This window comes from Loktanella gaetbuli (assembly GCF_020531945.1).
In the GTDB taxonomy this organism is placed as follows: Bacteria; Pseudomonadota; Alphaproteobacteria; order Rhodobacterales; family Rhodobacteraceae; genus Loktanella; species Loktanella gaetbuli.
The window spans coordinates 358,616-376,741 of the sequence record NZ_JAJATZ010000001.1; the positions used below are offsets into that span (position 1 = coordinate 358,616).

General features: G+C 61.2%; 18 protein-coding genes. 5 read left to right on the forward strand and 13 right to left on the reverse strand.

Annotated elements, in window-relative coordinates; genetic code table 11:
* Positions 1 to 31 precede the first annotated feature (31 nt).
* From LGQ03_RS01830 to mnmA, 4 genes are read right to left on the reverse strand one after another with little or no spacing between them, the layout of a single operon-like run.
* Positions 32 to 1,033, reverse strand: coding sequence for an alpha/beta fold hydrolase (locus LGQ03_RS01830; RefSeq protein WP_319004438.1), 1,002 nt, complete (start codon positions 1,031 to 1,033; stop codon positions 32 to 34).
* On the reverse strand, positions 1,017 to 1,940 hold the full coding sequence (locus LGQ03_RS01835; RefSeq protein WP_090159409.1) for a homoserine O-succinyltransferase: 924 nt from the start codon (positions 1,938 to 1,940) through the stop codon (positions 1,017 to 1,019). The genes LGQ03_RS01830 and LGQ03_RS01835 overlap by 17 nt, the downstream gene beginning before the upstream one ends.
* Positions 1,941 to 1,977: 37 nt before the next feature.
* A complete protein-coding gene (locus tag LGQ03_RS01840; RefSeq protein ID WP_090159643.1) occupies positions 1,978 to 2,841 on the reverse strand; it encodes an ATPase in 864 nt (287 codons plus the stop codon).
* Between the two features lie 50 nt (positions 2,842 to 2,891).
* Positions 2,892 to 4,031 (reverse strand): tRNA 2-thiouridine(34) synthase MnmA, encoded by a 1,140-nt coding sequence (gene mnmA, locus LGQ03_RS01845; RefSeq protein ID WP_056031986.1) that lies wholly within the window; start codon positions 4,029 to 4,031, stop codon positions 2,892 to 2,894.
* A 123-nt stretch (positions 4,032 to 4,154) separates the two neighbouring features.
* On the opposite strand from mnmA, the gene sciP reads away from it, so the two are divergent.
* The 4 genes from sciP to recG all read left to right on the forward strand — a co-directional run bounded on the left by sciP (position 4,155) and on the right by recG (position 9,760).
* Complete coding sequence (sciP, locus tag LGQ03_RS01850; RefSeq protein ID WP_226747020.1) at positions 4,155 to 4,433, forward strand: CtrA inhibitor SciP; 279 nt, start codon at positions 4,155 to 4,157, stop codon at positions 4,431 to 4,433.
* An 89-nt stretch (positions 4,434 to 4,522) separates the two neighbouring features.
* Positions 4,523 to 5,236, forward strand: a complete 714-nt coding sequence (gene ctrA, locus LGQ03_RS01855; RefSeq protein WP_226747021.1) for a response regulator transcription factor CtrA — start codon at positions 4,523 to 4,525, stop codon at positions 5,234 to 5,236.
* Positions 5,237 to 5,411: 175 nt separating this feature from the next.
* Positions 5,412 to 7,673, forward strand: a complete 2,262-nt coding sequence (gene ligA, locus LGQ03_RS01860; RefSeq protein WP_226747265.1) for an NAD-dependent DNA ligase LigA — start codon at positions 5,412 to 5,414, stop codon at positions 7,671 to 7,673.
* Positions 7,670 to 9,760 carry an ATP-dependent DNA helicase RecG gene (recG, locus tag LGQ03_RS01865; protein ID WP_226747022.1) on the forward strand — a complete coding sequence of 697 codons (2,091 nt, stop codon included), beginning with the start codon at positions 7,670 to 7,672 and terminating at the stop codon, positions 9,758 to 9,760. The genes ligA and recG overlap by 4 nt, the downstream gene beginning before the upstream one ends.
* On the opposite strand, the gene LGQ03_RS01870 is transcribed toward recG, so the two are convergent.
* Genes LGQ03_RS01870 through LGQ03_RS01890 form a run of 5 tightly spaced genes read right to left on the reverse strand, consistent with a single transcriptional unit; the run spans position 9,757 to position 14,445 of the window.
* On the reverse strand, positions 9,757 to 9,855 hold the full coding sequence (locus LGQ03_RS01870) for a DNA polymerase III subunit chi (RefSeq protein ID WP_090159414.1): 99 nt from the start codon (positions 9,853 to 9,855) through the stop codon (positions 9,757 to 9,759). The genes recG and LGQ03_RS01870 overlap by 4 nt on opposite strands.
* 9 nt (positions 9,856 to 9,864) lie before the next feature.
* On the reverse strand, positions 9,865 to 10,443 hold the full coding sequence (locus LGQ03_RS01875; protein WP_226747023.1) for a retropepsin-like aspartic protease family protein: 579 nt from the start codon (positions 10,441 to 10,443) through the stop codon (positions 9,865 to 9,867).
* A gap of 16 nt (positions 10,444 to 10,459) precedes the next feature.
* On the reverse strand, positions 10,460 to 11,086 hold the full coding sequence (locus tag LGQ03_RS01880) for a MarC family protein (RefSeq protein ID WP_056032005.1): 627 nt from the start codon (positions 11,084 to 11,086) through the stop codon (positions 10,460 to 10,462).
* A gap of 23 nt (positions 11,087 to 11,109) precedes the next feature.
* Positions 11,110 to 12,963, reverse strand: coding sequence for an ABC-F family ATP-binding cassette domain-containing protein (locus LGQ03_RS01885; protein WP_226747024.1), 1,854 nt, complete (start codon positions 12,961 to 12,963; stop codon positions 11,110 to 11,112).
* A 42-nt stretch (positions 12,964 to 13,005) separates the two neighbouring features.
* Positions 13,006 to 14,445: an alanine/glycine:cation symporter family protein gene (locus LGQ03_RS01890; RefSeq protein ID WP_226747025.1), complete on the reverse strand. Its 1,440-nt coding sequence runs from the start codon at positions 14,443 to 14,445 to the stop codon at positions 13,006 to 13,008.
* 135 nt (positions 14,446 to 14,580) lie between these two features.
* Here LGQ03_RS01890 and ndk point away from each other — a divergent pair, with 135 nt between their 5' ends.
* Positions 14,581 to 15,003, forward strand: coding sequence for a nucleoside-diphosphate kinase (gene ndk / locus LGQ03_RS01895; protein ID WP_056032011.1), 423 nt, complete (start codon positions 14,581 to 14,583; stop codon positions 15,001 to 15,003).
* Between the two features lie 33 nt (positions 15,004 to 15,036).
* On the opposite strand, the gene LGQ03_RS01900 is transcribed toward ndk, so the two are convergent.
* From LGQ03_RS01900 to LGQ03_RS01915, 4 genes are all read right to left on the reverse strand, one after another.
* Positions 15,037 to 15,420, reverse strand: a complete 384-nt coding sequence (locus LGQ03_RS01900; protein ID WP_090159419.1) for a DUF4112 domain-containing protein — start codon at positions 15,418 to 15,420, stop codon at positions 15,037 to 15,039.
* Complete coding sequence (locus LGQ03_RS01905; RefSeq protein WP_090159420.1) at positions 15,417 to 15,590, reverse strand: YqaE/Pmp3 family membrane protein; 174 nt, start codon at positions 15,588 to 15,590, stop codon at positions 15,417 to 15,419. Before LGQ03_RS01905 ends, LGQ03_RS01900 begins: the two co-directional genes overlap by 4 nt.
* Before the next feature lie 68 nt (positions 15,591 to 15,658).
* Positions 15,659 to 15,805 (reverse strand): hypothetical protein, encoded by a 147-nt coding sequence (locus LGQ03_RS01910; RefSeq protein WP_177172686.1) that lies wholly within the window; start codon positions 15,803 to 15,805, stop codon positions 15,659 to 15,661.
* A 128-nt stretch (positions 15,806 to 15,933) separates the two neighbouring features.
* Entirely contained in the window at positions 15,934 to 18,096 is a 2,163-nt protein-coding gene (locus LGQ03_RS01915) for a DEAD/DEAH box helicase (RefSeq protein WP_226747026.1), read from the reverse strand.
* Between the last annotated feature and the right edge of the window lie 30 nt (positions 18,097 to 18,126).

Consider the following 18,126-nt stretch of genomic DNA (forward strand, 5'->3'; position numbering starts at 1 on the left):
CCTTTTGGCCCACATTGCCCGGTGTCGGGTGTCAGCGCAATCCAGCGCGGCTGGCGGCCCGGTTGATCGCGGCAATCGCTGCGTCGGGATCGACGTGATGCGGCATGTGTCCAACGCCGGGCAGGCGGGTCAGATTGGCGGATGGCACAATCTTGATGACTTCTTCGGCGTGGATGTCGATGGGAACTGTCGTGTCCTCGAGCCCGTGCAAAATCTCGATCGGCAGCGTCAGTTCAGGATAGCGCTGCGCCATTTCGACGACATGGGGACGCAGTGTATTGACCTGTCGCGCATTGGCGCGGAACGATTCAGCCCGCAACGTCAGAGGGGCGCCGATGAATGCGCCATAGCCTTCGGGGGCGGGGTTCGGCGCGAATGTCGCGGTGATTGCATCGTCCACCGTCCCATTCGGCACGAACGCCGAAATCAGTGGCACGACCACGGCACCACCAAATGCTGACCCGTTGATCGTGTAGTAAAGTCCCAGATCACCGGGCCATGGCATCGTGACGCCGGCAAAGCTGACCATCGCCGCGGCATTCACCGGGTCATCGCCATCCAGCCCCATCAGCGACCACTGATAGGCGACGATCCCGCCAAAGCTATGGCCGACGACAACCGGATCATTGATGCCCAGTTGTCCTGCCGCCTGACGCAGCATCATGGCCTGTTGCAGGGGGCTTTCTCCGGCGCTGGCCAGCGCCCCGTCGGGCAGGCCCGGAAAACGGTCGGTGTATCCCAGACCCGGACGGTCAAACGCCGTTACGCGGTAGTTTTGTGCCAGTTTGTCGAACAGGTCGAACTTGAAATCCCGCAGGTTGCCGCCAGCCCCGTGGATCAGGACCACATCGGGTCCGCTGCCTGCCTGAAGGTAATGCACCCGCGCGCCGCCATCGACCGTGACGAATTCGCCCAAGGGCGGGTAGTCGCGCTCTGCCGCGGCGGTGCGCATGGTCGATGTGCATCCCGTCACGATGCTGCCAAACCCGACCGCAAGGGCCGCCCACGTCAGTGCTTTAACGGCCAATTGCATTCAGGTCATATTCCGTCGTCTGGTAAATCTGGTTGATCCAGTTGCCATATAGAAGGTGCGCATGCGACCGCCACCTGTTTTGCGGCGCCCTCAACGGATCGTCATCGGGATAGTAGTTCACCGGCACGTTGATCGGGGTGCCCTGTGCCACGTCGCGGTCGTATTCCTGTTTCAGCGTGTCGGTGTCGTATTCGAAATGGTTGAACACATAGAGCGCGCGATGGGCCGGGTCCTCGACCAGCGCGGGACCGGCATGCGGACTGGTGATCAGCGTGCGCAATCCGTTTGCCGCGTCCACGTCGGCCTGCCGCATTTCGGTCCAGCGGCTGACCGGCATCACGCAATCGTCCGAGAACCCGCGCAGATAGGGCGAGGCCGGATCGGTGACGGTATGGCGGAAACAGCCGAACATCTTGGTGTCCAGCAGGTGTTTGGGCACGCCGTGAAAGTGGTTGATCATCGCCATGCCGCCCCAGCAGACGCCAAATGTCGAATGCACATGCGTCTGGGTCCAGTCGAACACCTGCTGCAATTCCGACCAATAGGTCACATCGGTAAAATCCAGATGCTCGATCGGGGCACCGGTGATGATCAGGCCGTCGAATTTCTCGCCGCTGGCCGCGACTTCCGAAAAGGGACGGTAGAAGGTTTCCATGTGATCAGCGGCGGTATTTTTCGTCTGATGTTCCGACATACGGATCAGCGACAGTTCGATCTGCAAGGGGGTTGCCCCGATCAGCCGGGCGAACTGGTTTTCGGTCGCGATCTTTTTCGGCATCAAGTTCAGCAGGGCGATGCGCAGCGGGCGAATGTCCTGACGGTCTGCGGCGTCATCGGCCAGCACCATCACGCCTTCTGCATTCAGAACGCTGTAGGCGGGCAGATTGGATGGCAGTTTGATCGGCATTGTCTTATCCCCGGTGAAGGCGGCACAGATAGGCGCGTCAGCCGCGCGCCTCAAGGGCTGTGGCAATCATCGCGTCAAAGCTGGCCGCGTCATGCACCTGCATCACATCCGACATGCCAACCGTCAGGCCCCAGTTATCGGCCATCGCGCGATAGCGTGGCTGGCGATGATTCAGCGCCTTGGCAAAGGCCCAGCGGATGAACGTATCGGGATCAACCTTGTCCGGCGCCACATCAAATTCGGACAGATAGGCGTTCCATGTTTCCAACAAGAAGACCGGGTCATAGGACATCGGTTTGGGTTCACGATCAAAGCGGCGCACCAGTTCGTCGATATGCTCGTCCGATCCTTCGATCCAGACCATCAGCGTGCGGGCCGAAAGGGCGGTCATGATCGGATCGCGGGGATTGTGCGCATCGACCCATTCACAGATCGACCCGCCCGTGTCGCAGACGAAATGGGGATATTGGTACAGATCGTGTGACCTGTCGATGAAATGGCCCGTGTCCATCAGGGCCGCGACCTCGGCCCGCTGGAACTGATCCTGACGCCGGGTGTATTCGTCCCAGGGCAGGCCGCCACGGTCAGGATCACCGGGTTTTCCCAGATAGGACGACATCGGCTTGAGATCGTTGAACGAGATGTTCGACCCGATATAGATGCTGTCCGACCGCAAGAGGTCGCGCAGAAACGGCACCTTCATCGCCTCGCGCTTGGCATTGTCCGCGATCAGCTCGCCCATGTAGCGGGTGCCGATGCGGTAATCGATGGAATAGTGAAACCAGTCACCCGTCGCGCGCAGCATGGAGGACAGATAGGTTTTACCCAGACCGGACATCCCGAAAAACAGGACACGTTTCTGGGGGGCGTTCAGCCAATCGGATGCGGTTTTGTAAATCATGGCCTTGGCATATTTCACGCAAGCCGCGGATGCCAGACCTGATCGGGGTGTCAGTAGCCCCGCCAGATCCAGCCGCCGCCCAGCACACGGGTGCTGTCGGGGTCATAGAACACGCAAGCCTGACCGGGGCTGATGCCTTCTTCGGCGACCAGCAGTTCGATCTCCGCCTCTGTATCGGAAATCGGGCGCAGGATCGCGTCGGTCGGCGGCTTGGTGGACCGGCATTTCACCGCGATCTGGCGCGTGCCACCGGCCAGAAAACCGCCGTCCCCCAGCCAGTTGATTTCACGCAGCGGCACCTTGCGGGTGGCCAGCAGGTCCTTGGGGCCGACGATCACCTGCCGGGCCGCGACATCCAGTTTCACCACATACAGCGGGTCGGCCAGACCACCAATTCCAAGACCACGGCGTTGGCCGATCGTATAGTGGATCACGCCGTTGTGCTGGCCCAGTACGCGGCCGTCCGTGTCGACGATATCACCCGGTTCAGCCGCACCGGGGCGCAGTTTTTCGATCACGGCAGCATAGTTGCCGTTGGGCACGAAACAGATGTCCTGGCTGTCGGGTTTGTCCGCCACGCTCAGCCCGTATTTAGCGGCCAATGCGCGGGTCTCTTCCTTGGATTTCAGATGCCCCAAGGGGAACCGCAGGTAGTCCAGCTGTTCGGGGGTGGTGGAAAACAGGAAATAACTTTGATCCTTGGCCGCATCCGCCGCGCAATGCAATTCCGCACCCTGCGCACCCATCTTGCGCTGGATGTAGTGCCCGGTCGCCATGCAATCGGCGTCCAGATCACGGGCTGTTTCCAGCAGGTCCTTGAATTTCACCCGTTCGTTGCACCGAATGCAGGGGACAGGGGTCGCACCGGCCAGATAGCTGTCGGCGAATTCATCCATCACCGCCTCGCGAAAGGTGTTTTCGTAATCCAGAACGTAGTGGGGGAACCCCATTTCTTCGGCAACGCGGCGCGCATCATGGATGTCACGCCCCGCGCAACAGGCCCCTTTTTTCGCCAAGGCCGCGCCATGATCATAGAGTTGCAGCGTGACGCCGACGACGTCGTAGCCTTCTTCGGCCAGTTGTGCTGCCACGACGGAACTGTCCACACCACCGGACATCGCGACGACCACGCGGGTCTGTGCGGGCGGCTTGGCAAAACCGAGGCTGTTGAGCGTCTGATCGAGAGGCATGTCGGACCACCTGTATGGACAAGGGTTGTCAATAGGGCCTTGGCCCTACACCCGCTTGCGCTGGCTTACCAGTCTTTAAATGTTTTCGCCCAGTCTCTGCGCGATCAACAAAAGGACAACGCGATGTATCTACGCAAAATCAACGGCCCGCGGTCAGTGACATTGCCTGACGGTTCCATTCTGACCCGGGCCGACCTGCCGCCTGCACGCACGCGCCGCTGGGTGGCCTCGCGCAAGGCCAAGGTCGTGTCCGCCGTGACCCACGGGCTGCTGACGCGCGCGGATGCGCTGACCATGTATGACCTGTCGGACGAGGAATTCACGGAATGGGAAAACGCCCTGACCGTCTATGGCAAGGATGCCCTGAAAACCACCGCCTTGCAAAAATATAGACAACCATGACGTGCGTGATGCACACTTTTAAGGATACGCTAATCGCTCGTTAACGATTCCGGGGCAAGTTGCTGGTGCACAGATGAACGGAGAACCGTATGCGAGTCCTACTGATCGAAGACGACCCCACCACGTCCAAAAGCATCGAACTGATGCTCAGCCATGCCAATCTGAACGTCTACGCGACCGATCTGGGCGAAGAGGGGATCGATCTGGCAAAACTCTATGACTATGACCTTGTGCTGCTGGACCTGAACCTGCCCGACATGACCGGTTACGATGTGTTGCGCCAATTGCGCCTGGCGCGCATCGAAACCCCCATCCTGATCCTGTCCGGCGATGATGACACCGACAGCAAACTCAAAGGTTTCGGTTTTGGTGCTGACGATTACCTGACCAAACCCTTCCACCGCGAGGAACTGGTCGCGCGGATTCATGCGATCATTCGGCGGTCCAAGGGGCACGCCCAATCCATCATCAAGACCGGTTCGATTGCGGTCAATCTGGACGGCAAGACTGTCGATGTTGATGGCAAGACGGTCCATCTGACCGGCAAGGAATATCAGATGATGGAATTGCTGTCGCTGCGCAAAGGCACGACCCTGACCAAGGAGATGTTCCTCAATCATTTGTATGGCGGCATGGACGAGCCGGAACTCAAGATCATCGACGTGTTCATCTGCAAGCTGCGCAAGAAGCTGAGCGAGGCGACCGGTGGCGACAATTTCATCGAAACCGTCTGGGGTCGCGGATATGTCCTGCGCGATCCGGAGGTGCGCCAGGATCACGCGGCGGTCGCGGTCGGTGCCTGATGGCGGGTGCTGTGCCGGCGCCTGCTGATCGCAGACAGGAAGGCCCTGAAATGCCCTGAACCGGCGCGTCAAATCTGGACGTCATGCATCGCGCCCCCTAGGTTCACGGGCAGGTCCGCGATGACGGGCAACCAGTTTGACAGGGGGTCCGATGGGACAGCGCGATACGGCTGGAATGGCCAACTCGATCACGGCGGTTCCGGTCGGCGACCTGACGGCGGATGATGCGGCGCGCGAACTGGCGGAACTGGCCCAGACACTTGCGCAAGCCAATCTGGCCTATCACCGTGACGATGCACCTGCGATCGACGATGCCGCCTATGACGCGCTCAAACGTCGCAATGCTGAAATCGAGGCTGTATTTCCCGACCTCAAACGCGCTGACAGCCCCAGCGAGGCTGTTGGTGCCACCGTCGCCGACGGATTCGGCAAGGTCACGCATGCGGTCCGGATGATGTCGTTGGGCAATGCCTTTGCGACCGAGGATGTGACCGATTTCGACGCAGGCATCCGGCGCTATCTGAACTTGAGTGTGGATGCAGCGTTACGCTACACCGCCGAACCCAAGATCGACGGTTTGTCACTGTCCGTGCGTTACGAGGATGGTCATCTGGTGCAGGCCGCCACGCGCGGTGACGGTGCGGTCGGCGAAAACGTGACCGAAAATGCAAGGACGATTTCGTCGATACCTCACCGGTTGACTGGTGCGCCGGCCGTGATCGAGGTGCGTGGCGAGGTCTATATGACCCACGCGGATTTTGCGGCTCTCAACGACCGGCAGACAGCCGCCGGGGCGAAACCATTCGCCAATCCACGCAACGCAGCGGCAGGATCGCTGCGCCAGCTGGATCCAGATATCACACGATCACGCCCGTTGCATTTTTTCGCCTACGCCTGGGGCGAGGTGTCGGCCCCGCTGGCGCAGACACAATCGGGCGCGATTGCGCGGCTGGCTGAGCTGGGCTTTGCGACCAATCCGCTGACACTGACATGTGAAAATCCCGATGAGCTGGTGGCACATTACGACCGCATCGCCGCCGACCGGGCCGCCCTAGGCTATGATATCGACGGCGTCGTCTACAAGGTTGACGATCTCGACTATCAGCGCCGTCTGGGGTTTCGATCCACCACGCCGCGGTGGGCCATCGCGCACAAGTTTCCCGCCGAACTAGCCTGGACGCAGGTCGAATCCATCGACATCCAGGTGGGCCGCACCGGTGCGCTTTCGCCGGTTGCGCGGCTGACACCTGTCACGGTCGGTGGCGTCGTGGTGTCGAACGCTACCTTGCATAACGAAGATTACATCGCAGGGCGCAGCGCCGACGGCAGCGAAATACGCGGTGGAACAGATATTCGCGTTGGCGACTGGGTCGAGGTCTATCGCGCAGGCGACGTCATCCCCAAGGTGTCCAGTGTCGATCTGTCCCGCAGGCCTGACAATGCAACGCGCTACGTTTTCCCGACGCGGTGCCCGGAATGCGGATCAGATGCCGTGCGCGATGACGGCGATGCGGTCCGTCGCTGTACGGGCGGTCTGATCTGCCCCGCACAAGCGATTGAAAAGATGCGACATTTTGTCAGTCGCTCTGCCTTTGACATCGAAGGGCTCGGGGCCAAACAGGTCGAATATTTCTTTGCCGATGAGACGCTGCCTGTGCACGAGCCTGCGGATATCTTTACCTTGCGTGCCCGCAATGCGGCAAACCTGGCCAAGCTCGAAAACCGCGAGGGCTTTGGCAAGACAAGTGCGAACAACCTCTTTGACGCCATTGATGCGAAACGCGCGATCCCGATGAACCGCTTGATCTTTGCGCTTGGAATTCGCCATGTCGGAGAGGTGGCTGCCGCTGATCTGGCGCGCCATTTCGTGACGTGGGACGCGTTGATGCAGGCGGTCGATCAGGCCGGGCCAGCCGCACAGGCGCATCTGGCGGCCGATGCCGCAGAACAGGCGGAACGGCAGGCCGCGGCCGCAGAAAATCGCCGGGCACGGGTCAAACCCGTGCGGGATGCCGTCTGGACTGATGTAGACACGCAAGCCCGTTCAGCTTGGGACGATCTGGTCGGGATCGACGGCATCGGTGCGTCCGTTGCCGTATCGCTTGTCACGACATTTCAGCAAGAAAAGGAGAGGGCGTCGATTGTACGGCTTGTTGCGCAGCTGACCGACATCGTGCCCGTTGCAGCGCCGGTAACCACAGGTAGCCCCGTTGCAGGCAAGACCGTCGTCTTTACCGGCACGTTGGAAAAGATGACCCGCGCCGAAGCCAAGGCCCGCGCCGAGGCGTTGGGCGCCAAGGTTGCAGGATCGGTCAGTGCCAAGACCGACATTCTGATCGCAGGGCCGGGTGCTGGATCAAAGGCCGACAAGGCGGCCAAACTGGGTGTCGAGACCATCGACGAGGACGCCTGGCTCGCGCTGATCGGCGACGCATGAGTCAACGCCCAGAGAGCCTGTTTCCGCTGTTTGCCGCCCTGCCGACTCTTGCGGGGATCGGGCCAAAGTCGGCCAAGGCGTTGGAACAGATCGGTGTCCGGACCCCGCGCGACCTGCTGATGACGTTGCCGGCCTCGGGGGTCGACCGCCACCGGCGCGCCAGTATCGAAGAGGTGGTCCCACCGGCTGTCGCTACGGTCGAGGTGATGATCGGCCAGCATCATCCGCCCAGCACCAAGGGGCGCCCCTACCGGATCGCGGTCCGTGACGAGGCTGTGGATTTCACGCTGATCTATTTTCATGCGCGCGGTGATTATCTTCAGAAACTCTTGCCGACGGGACAACGGCGCATCGTGTCGGGCAAGGTCGAATTGTTCGACGGGATCGCGCAGATGACCCATCCTGACCATGTGGTCCTGCCTGATGCGGGGGACGATCTGCCCGCGTTCGAACCAGTCTATCCGCTGACCGCTGGTGTGACGCAAAAGCTGATGTTCAAGGCGACGCGCGATGCTTTGTCCAAGGCACCCGAATTGGCGGAATGGATTGATCCACCACTCAAACAGCGAGAAGGCTGGCCGGATTGGCACAGCGCCCTGACCGCCGCCCATGCACCGCAGGCAACGACAGATCTGTCACACATGGCCGTGTCGCGCGTGCGTCTGGCCTATGATGAGTTGTTCGCCCACCAACTTACACTCGCGCTGGCGCGGGCGCAGGTGCGGCAGAAACCGGGCCGCGTCAGCGCGGGCGATGGGAGGTTGCGCAAGCGCGTCCTTGCGGCCTTGCCTTATCGTCCGACGGGGGCACAGACCCGCGCCATTGCCGAAATCGCCGCTGACCTCGGAACACCGCAGAGGATGAATCGCCTGCTGCAAGGTGATGTGGGTGCCGGCAAGACGCTGGTCGCGCTGATGGCCTTGCTCGTCGCTGTTGAGGCAGGCGGGCAGGGTGTCATGATGGCCCCGACCGAAATCCTCGCCCGGCAACATTTGCAGGGGTTGCGGCCATTGGCCGAAAAGGCCGGCGTCGTGCTGGAAATTCTGACCGGCCGCGACAAGGGACGTGAACGGCAGGCAAAACTTGCGGCCCTTGCGGCGGGCGATATCCAGATCCTTGTCGGCACCCATGCGGTGTTTCAGCCTGATGTGCAGTTTCACGATCTGCGCCTAGCGGTGGTGGACGAACAGCACCGGTTCGGCGTGACCCAGCGGATGGAACTTGGGTCCAAGGGGCAGGCGGTTGATGTACTTGTGATGACCGCAACGCCGATCCCCCGATCACTGTCGCTGACCCAATTTGGTGAAATGGACCTGAGTGTGCTGGACGAAAAACCTCCCGGGCGCACACCGGTAACAACGGCTCTCGTCTCGACAGAGCGGTTGGACCAGGTGGTGGATCGCCTGCGCACCGCCGTGGCAGAGGGGCGTCAGGCCTATTGGGTGTGCCCGCTGGTCGAGGAATCAGAGGTCAGCGACATGACCGCCGCCGAAGAACGGTTCAAACGATTGCGCAGCGCACTTGGCGAGGGCGTTGTGGGGCTGGTGCATGGTCAGATGCCACCGGCGGACAAGGACGCGGCGATGGCGCGGTTCGCTGCGGGCGAAACCAAGGTGCTGGTTGCGACCACGGTGATCGAGGTTGGCGTCGATGTGCCCAACGCGTCGATCATGGTGATCGAACGCGCGGAAAGTTTCGGTCTGGCGCAGTTGCACCAGTTGCGTGGGCGGGTCGGGCGCGGTGCGGCGGCCTCGACCTGTTTGCTGCTGTATCAGGGGCCGCTGTCGAAAACCGGTGAACGGCGCCTCGCGATCCTGCGCGAAACAGAGGACGGTTTCGTCATCGCCGAAGAGGACCTAGCGATGCGCGGGGCGGGCGACATGATCGGAACCGCACAATCCGGCCTGCCGCGATTTCGTATCGCCGATTTGGAACGGCAGACAGCGCTTCTGGAACTGGCCCGGTCAGACGCACGCAAGCTGTTGCATGACGATCCCACCCTCGACACGCCACGCGGCAAGGCTGCGCGTGTCTTGTTGTGGCTAATGGAACAGGACCGGGCGATCCGTCTGATATCAGTGGGTTAGAACGCGAAAGTCGCGTCGAAATCCTCTGGTAGTTCGGGTTGCGGGGCGCAGGCCGCGAGGCAAATCAGCAGGGTTAGGGGCAAGAACAGGCGCATGGGAATATCCTATCGCGTCAGGACCAGTTCGCCATCGCGAATCTGGATGTTTGAAAATCGGCTGAGGTAGGACATGCCCAGCAGAGACCCGAACATGTCCCCACCATTGACCACGGCGGGCACGCGGGTTTCGGTCACATCTCCCAGCGTGACCAGGTCCAGCGTCACGGGGGCGGTTTGCACGATGCCGTTCGCGGTGCTGGCACTGCCCAGATACCGAAGTGTATCGGGGTCCAGTCCGATGCGCTGCGCGTCCTGCTGGCTCAGGACGATCTGCGATGCGCCGGTGTCGATGACGAAATCCACGGGCACGTCGTTCACGTCCAGCCGGATGTAATAATGCCCGTCCGCCTGTTGGGGCAGCACGATGTCACCGCCGCTGGTCACCGATTGCCGGGGCAGCACGTCACGGCTGATATCACCCCACAGCCCGATCGCGCCGATCACACCGATAAAGATCAGGCCCCAGATGCTGGCCTGTTGGGCAACCTTGCCCATGCGGCCCCGTTGACTGACGAGGTAGCTGACAAAAATTGCGCCACCCATGAGGGTGAGAAAGGTCGCCTGCATGATCTGGTCAGTGCTCATGTCGCAGATATAGGGCTCAGCCGCCCAGACCGAAACCCCGCAGACCGTCCAGAATGAACTGCACGGCCAAGGCGGCCAGCAGCATCCCCAGCAGGCGGGTCACCACGTTGATACCCGTTTTGCCCAGCAGTCGTTCCAGCAATCCTGCGGCCATGAACAACACAAAGACGATGCCGATCACCAACACCATGATGCCCAGTACTGCGCCGAAACCGAGTGCGCTGTCGGTCTGGCCGGTCAACAGAATGATCGTCGCAATACTGCCGGGGCCCGCGATCAATGGAATGGCGATGGGATAGATCGACGGGTCGGAATCAGGGTCGACATGGTCTGACGAATTGTCTTCGCGGCGGGCCTGCCTGCGTTCGAACAACATGTCGAGCGCGGTCAGAAACAGAAGAACGCCACCAGCAATCCGAAAGGCAGGCATGGAAATGCCGATGAAATCCAGCAAGGCCTCGCCCGAAAAGGCAAAGATCAGCAGCAATCCGATCGATACCAGACAGGCGCGGATCGCGATGGCCTGCCGCTGACGGCGGGTCATGCCTTGGGTCATGGCAACGAACAGCGGTGCCAGTCCCAGCGGGTCGATCACGATGAACATGGCGGTAAAGGCCGTGATGAGCGTGGGAATATCAGTCATGTCTCACCCTCGCAGGTCGCGTTTCAGGCCTTTTCGGCCTTTTCCAGTTTTTCCAAGGCCTGCATCCACATCGTCTCGGCGCGGGACAGGCCGTCCATGACCTCGGCGTATTTCTTGTTCCAGGTCGCAAGTTCGCCAATGCGCGTATCATCATACAGGGCAGGATCGGCCAGCTTCTTGGCCAGCTTGTCGCGCATGTCGTTGATTTTCGTCACGCGTTCCTCCGCCTTGCGTGCCTCTGCGCGCAGCGCGAGGATTTCGTCGCGTGTGGGTTTGCGCACCTTGGGGGCGACCGGCTTTTCGACCTTGGCGGGTTTGTCCGGGGTCAACAGCAGTTTGCGATAGCTGGCAAGGTCGTCGTCATAGGGTTTGACGTGCCCGCCTTTAACCAGCCACAGACGGTCGGCGACCATCGACAACAGGTGCATGTCGTGGCTGACGAGGATGACCGCACCGGTGTAGGCGGTCAGTGCCTCGACCAGCGCCTCACGGCTTTCGATGTCGAGGTGGTTGGTCGGTTCGTCAAGGATCAGCAGATGCGGCGCGGGCAGGGTGGCCAGCAGCAGCGACAGACGTGCCTTTTGCCCGCCTGACAGACGCCCCACGGCGGTTTCCGCCTGATCGGCGCCCAGACCAAAGCCTGCCAGCCGCGCGCGCAGTTTCGCCTGACCTTCTTCGGGGCGTTCGCGGAACAGGTGGTCCAGCGGCGTTTCTTCGATCCGCAGCTCGTCCACCTGATGCTGGGCAAAGAAACCGATGCGCAGCTTGTTGGAACAGACCATGTTGCCGCGCGCGACCTCCAGGCGGCCTGACAGCATCTTGGACAGGGTGGATTTGCCCTCGCCGTTGCGGCCCAGCAGGGCGATCCGGTCGTCTTGGTCAATGCGCAGGTTCAGGTCATGCAGGATGATCTGGTTGCCATAGCCAACGGCAGCACCTTCGGTTGCGATGATGGGGGGCGACAGTTCCTCGGGTTCAGGAAAGGTGAACACGGTGCGTGCCGCGTCGGCAGGCACACGGATGGTTTCCATCTTTTCCAGCGCCTTGACGCGCGATTGCGCCTGTTTCGCCTTGGAGGCCTTGGCCTTGAACCGGTCGACAAAGGCTTGCAGGTGTTCGCGTTTGGCATCCTGCTTTTTCGCAGCGGAGGTCAGCAGCGCGATCTTTTCAGCGCGCTGGCGGGCGAACTGGTCGTAGGGGCCAGTGTAGTAGGTCAGCCCCTTGTTTTCGAGGTGCAGGATCCCGCCCACAGACCGGTTCAACAACTCGCGGTCGTGGCTGACGATCAGCACGGTGTGGGGGTATTTGCCGATATAGGCTTCGAGCCACAGCGCACCTTCAAGGTCGAGGTAGTTTGTCGGTTCGTCCAGCAACAGCAGATCGGGTTCGGAAAACAGCACAGCGGCCAGCGCCACGCGCATCCGCCAACCACCCGAAAACGCAGAACAGGGCATACGCTGTTCTTCGTCGGTGAACCCAAGCCCCTTGAGGATGGTGCTTGCGCGGGCTTCGGCGCTCCAAGCGTCGATATCGGTCAGACGGACCTGAATGTCTGCGATGCGGGTCGGGTCAGTGGCGGTTTCCGCCTCGGCCAGCAGGGATTCCCGTTCGGTATCGGCGCGCAGCACCGTGTCGATCAGGCTGACCTCGTTGCCGGGAACCTCTTGGCTGACGCCGCCGATCTTCCAGCCGCGCGGCATGTCGATGGTCCCGGTATCCAGCACCATTTCACCGCGAATGATGCGGAACAGCGTGGTCTTGCCGGTGCCGTTACGCCCCACCAATCCCACCTTGTGGCCAGTGGGAATGGTGACGGTCGCGCCCTCCAGCAGGGTGCGGCCTTCGACGGAGTATGTGATGTCAGATATTTTCAGCATGGGCGGCGCATAGCAGAGGCCCCGCCCATGTGAAAGTGGTCATCATTCGCGTTCGGCAGCGACGTCGCGGTTCCAGATCGTGGGGTCGATCCCCTTGTCCAGATTGGGATGATCGGCAAACCGGAACAGCGGTTCCTTGCCCGCCTTACGCTGTTTGAAATAGTCGATGGTCAGCGCGCGCACGGTGCCGGACAGGATCACGATGGCGACCAGGTTGATCGTCGCCATGACGGCCATGCTGGCATCGGCAAAGTTGAACACCGTCGAGACCGGCTGCACGGCCCCCCAGATCACCATCGCCATCGCCGCGACCTTGAGGATCAGCAATGGCATCCGCCCGCCAAGCCCCAGAAACTCCATCGCGTTTTCGGCATAAGAGTAGTTGCCGATGATCGAGGTAAAGGCAAAGAACAGGATGGCGATGGCAATGAACGCAGGTCCGGCGGCACCGATGTGGGCGGACAGTGCATTTTGCGTCAGCACCATGCCCTGTGCACCATCGGGGCCATAGTCGACGACGCCGGACAACAGGATCATCAGCGCGGTTGCCGTGCAGATCACCAGCGTGTCGATGAACACACCCAGCCCCTGCACCAGACCCTGACTGGACGGGTGATGCGGGTCCGGCACAGCCGTTGCAGCGATGTTGGGCGCAGACCCCATACCAGCCTCGTTGCTGAACAGACCGCGTTTCACGCCGTTCATCAGGGCCGCCATGATTCCGCCGGTGAAACCGCCAGCCGCCTGTTCAAACCCGAATGCCGATTTGACGATCAGGGCGAACATTGCCGGCACCTCGGTGATGTTCACAACAAGCACGTAAAGCGCCACGAGGATATAGATCCCCGCCATGGCGGGCACGATGCGTTCCGCAACCTTTGCAATCGACCGGATCCCGCCAAAGATCACGATACCGGCCACGGCCGCGAGGCCCACACCGGTGGCGATCCCCGGCACACCAAAGGCGGCGGTCATCGATTCGGAAATCGAATTGGACTGCACGGCCGAGAAGATCAGGCCAAAGGACAGGATCAGGCAGATCGAAAACGCATATCCCATCGCGCGGCTGCCAACGCCGTTGGCCATGTAGAACGCAGGGCCGCCACGGTATTGGCTATCGGCGTTGCGGACTTTGTAGAGCTGCGCCAGCGTCGATTCCGCATAGGCCGTGGCCATGCCGACCAGTGCCACCATCCACATCCAGAAAATCGCACCCGGTCCGCCCAGATAGATCGCGACGGCCACACCGGCCAGGTTGCCCGTTCCGACGCGGCTTGCCAGTGAAATTGTCAGCGCCTGCAACGGCGAGATGCCAGAGGGCGAGGTATTGTTCGATCCGATGATGACACGGAAGTATTCGGGAAAATGGCGAAACTGGATAAACCCCAGTCGGATCGTGAAAAACACACCGACCCCTAGCAACCCCCAGACCAGGACATAGCCCCACAGGATACTATTCAAAAAATCGACGATTAAGGTCATGGTTTTCTCCCTTTGGTTGTTTTCCATCGCATGGCACATCGGGGCTGCCATGGAAATGTGATTGCCCGCTTTTCAGCGGGGCGGCTGCATGGTAGGGCCGCGCCAGAAATGCATTTCATCTGAAAGAGGCTAAACATGGCTGTCGAACGTACCCTGTCCATCATCAAACCCGATGCCACCAAGCGCAACCTGACCGGCAAGATCGTCGCCAAGTTCGAAGACGCAGGTCTGCGCGTTGTCGCATCCAAGCGTATCCACCTGACGCAGGCGCAGGCCGGCAAGTTCTACGCCGTCCATTCCGAGCGTCCGTTCTTTGGTGAGCTGACCGAATTCATGGCGTCCGGCCCGGTTGTGGTGCAGGTCCTCGAAGGTGAAGGCGCAATCGCCAAGAACCGCGAAGTCATGGGTGCAACCAATCCCGCAGACGCAGCAGCGGGTACCATTCGTGCAGAGTTTGCTGAATCCGTCGGCGAAAACTCGGTCCATGGGTCTGACTCTCCCGAGGCAGCAGCAGAAGAGATCGCATTCTTCTTCTCCGGCCTCGAACTGGTTGGCTAAATTAAAAAGGGCGGACGCAATGGTCCGCCCTTTTCAGGCTGTTTGAAGGGGGCTGTTCCGTTCTGGGACGGCCCCTTTTTCATGCAGATGTGCGCGCAGAATTGCGACGTTGCGGCGGTTGGACTTGAACTTGGCGTCGAACAGGTCGCCGATGACAGGCACTGACCCGACCAGAACATCCAGTGCGGTGTTCAATCCCATGCGTCCCATCACGTGCGGGGCAGCGCCCAGGCGTTTGGCCTCGGCCAGAATGATCAGGGCAGGGATCAAAGTCAGTGCATCACCGATCCCCGGCACAAGGCCGATGATCGCATCATACCCGACGCGCATCCCGATCACAGGGATGCGGAACGCGCTGTCCATGCTGTGCGCCAGTTTCTCCAACCGCGCCAGCCGCTGTGTGTGCGTCCGGGTCATGCGCCAACCGGTTCGGTCCGGGCCATCAGCCAGATCGCATGTACCAGTCCGGGCACGTAGCCCAGGATCGTCAGCAGCACGTTGATCAGGAACGCCTTGCCAAAGCCTTCCTGGATCAGGACGGCCAGTGGGGGCAGAATAATTGCGAGCAAAATCTTGAGAAGTTTCATGATTGGTCTCCGTTGGTTCACCTCACCAATGCGTGAGCCCCCCAATCGGTTCCAGATCGTGTCACATCTCAGATGCTGGCAAAGTCCTGAAACCGGAATGTGACCGGCGCAGGCTTGCCCGTCGGTGCCTGCCGCTGTGCGGCGGTCTGTGTCTGACCAGCCTGCGCGGATTTTTCATTGGATGTCGTGGTGTTGGTATCTGTGTGCGTAGCCATTGGTGTCCCTTTCGGCCGCTGTTACCCCCCACAGGCACAGCCTGTGGGATCTGGACAGCGTCCCAAAGCAAATTCAGGGTTTGAGGGCGGAATTCAGGTGTTTTCGGGCCGGTTGTGTCGATTCGGTCCTATTTCTTTTTCGGTCCACTGCGTTTCAGCGTGCTGGCACCGCCCTTGCGTGGGCCCGTAGGCTTGCCACCGGGAGGCGTGAACCGCTTGGACGTGTCAGAGGCACTGGCCTTGGGCTTGGGGCCGCCAGGGCCTGTTTTGCCCTTGAAACCACCGCCGTCGGATTTGTCCTTGTAGGCAGGTTTGCCGTCGGATTTTGCACGGAATGGCTTGTCATCGGACTTGCCCTTGTAGGGTTTGCCGTCGGATTTGCCTTGGTAAGGTTTTGCATCGCCCTTGCCAGCGTAGGGTTTCTTGGTGCCTGCGTCACCGGTGCCGCCCTTGTCCTTCCAGACGGGTTTCGCGCGCGGTTTTGCCGGGGTGACAGCGCCGTCGTAATCACGCTTTTCCGGCTTTGACCGCGGCTTGCGCGGCGCGATCGCGGCCACATCGTCCTGACGGGACGGCGGCGGCGGCGCTGTATCACGCGGTTTGTCGCTGCGCGGCTTGTCTTTTTTATATGCGGGACGATCGTCGCGCGGGCTGTCGTAGTCGCGCTTGCTGGGGCGCGGACCACGGCTGCCGATGTTTGGCACGCCGTCAACGGCAGACAGTTTCGCCTGATTTTCCAGTGTCATGTCCGACCCGATCGACCGCAGGAAACCGGCCACGGCGCCTTCGGAAATCTCGACAAAGGTTTCGTCGGGCTGAATGCGGATAGCGCCGATTTCCTTTTTCGTGATGTCACCGGCCTTGCACAGCATCGGCAAGAGCCAGCGTGCCTCTGCCTTTTGTTCACGGCCAACGTCGACGCGGAACCACTTGGACGGGCCAAATGCCTCTTTGCGCTCGCGCGGGGGGCGGTCGTCGCGCGGTGCGCCGGGGGTCGGTGCCTCTGACAGGTCTTCGGGCGCGGATTGGCGACCCTGATACAGACGCAGATAGGCCGCAGCAATCTGTTCGGGCGAATGCTGTTCCAGCAGGCGCGCGGCAAATGCCGTTTCGCCATCGGTAAAGGTTTCGGACCAGATATCGTCCGCCAGTAGACGTTCCTCGTCCTTTTGCAGGATCTCGTCTGCGGTCGGAGCCTTGCCCCAGTCGGCGTTCAGCTTGCCCCATGTCAGCAGGTTCTGCGCACGGCGGAACATCTTGGGCGGCACGACCATCGCACTGACGCCCTTGCGCCCGGCACGTCCCGTCCGACCCGACCGGTGCAACAGGATTTCCGCATTGGTCGGCAGTTCGGCGTGGATCACCAGTTCGAGGTTCGGCAAATCAATGCCGCGCGCGGCCACGTCGGTCGCCACGCAGACGCGGGCACGCCCGTCGCGCATGGCTTGCAGCGCGTGTGTGCGTTCCTGCTGCGACAATTCCCCGGACAGGGCCACAACGGCAAAACCGCGGTTCGACAGACGCGTCGTCAGTCGGGTGACCATCGCACGCGTGTTGCAAAACACGATGGCATTGGGTGCCTCGTAATAGCGCAGCAGGTTGATGATGGCGTTGTCGGCATCATGCTGTGCGACGCTCAGCGCGCGGTATTCGATGTCGGAATGCTGCTTTTCCTTGCTGGCGGTGACGATCCGCTTGGCGTCGGTCTGGTATTCCTTGGCCAGCCGTTCGATCATCGGCGGAACGGTGGCCGAGAACATCAGCGTGCGACGGTCTGGCGGTGCCTCGCCAAGGATGAATTCCAGATCTTCCTTGAACCCAAGGTCCAGCATCTCGTCCGCTTCGTCCAGCACCACGGCGCGGGTGTCGGACAGGTCGATATTGCCACGGGTGATGTGGTCGCGCAGACGGCCCGGTGTGGCGACGACGATATGCGCGCCGCGATCCAGTGCGCGGCGTTCGTCGCGCACATCCATGCCACCCACGCAGGATGCCAGTACCGCACCCGTCGGCGCATATAGCCACGTCAGTTCGCGTTTGACCTGCATGGCAAGTTCGCGTGTCGGCGCCACGATCAGCGCCAGCGGGCGTCCTGCGGGGCCAAACGTGCCGTCCTCTGCCAGGATGGTCGAACCGATCGCAAGGCCGAATCCGACCGTCTTGCCGGACCCGGTTTGTGCCGACACCAGCAGGTCCTGACCCGTCAGCGCGTCGTCGGTGACGGCCTCCTGTACGGGGGTCAGGCTATCATAGCCCTTGTCTGCAAGGGCTTTGGCGAGGGTCGAGATCATAATAAATTGCGTCCGGCTAATGGGTCAGAC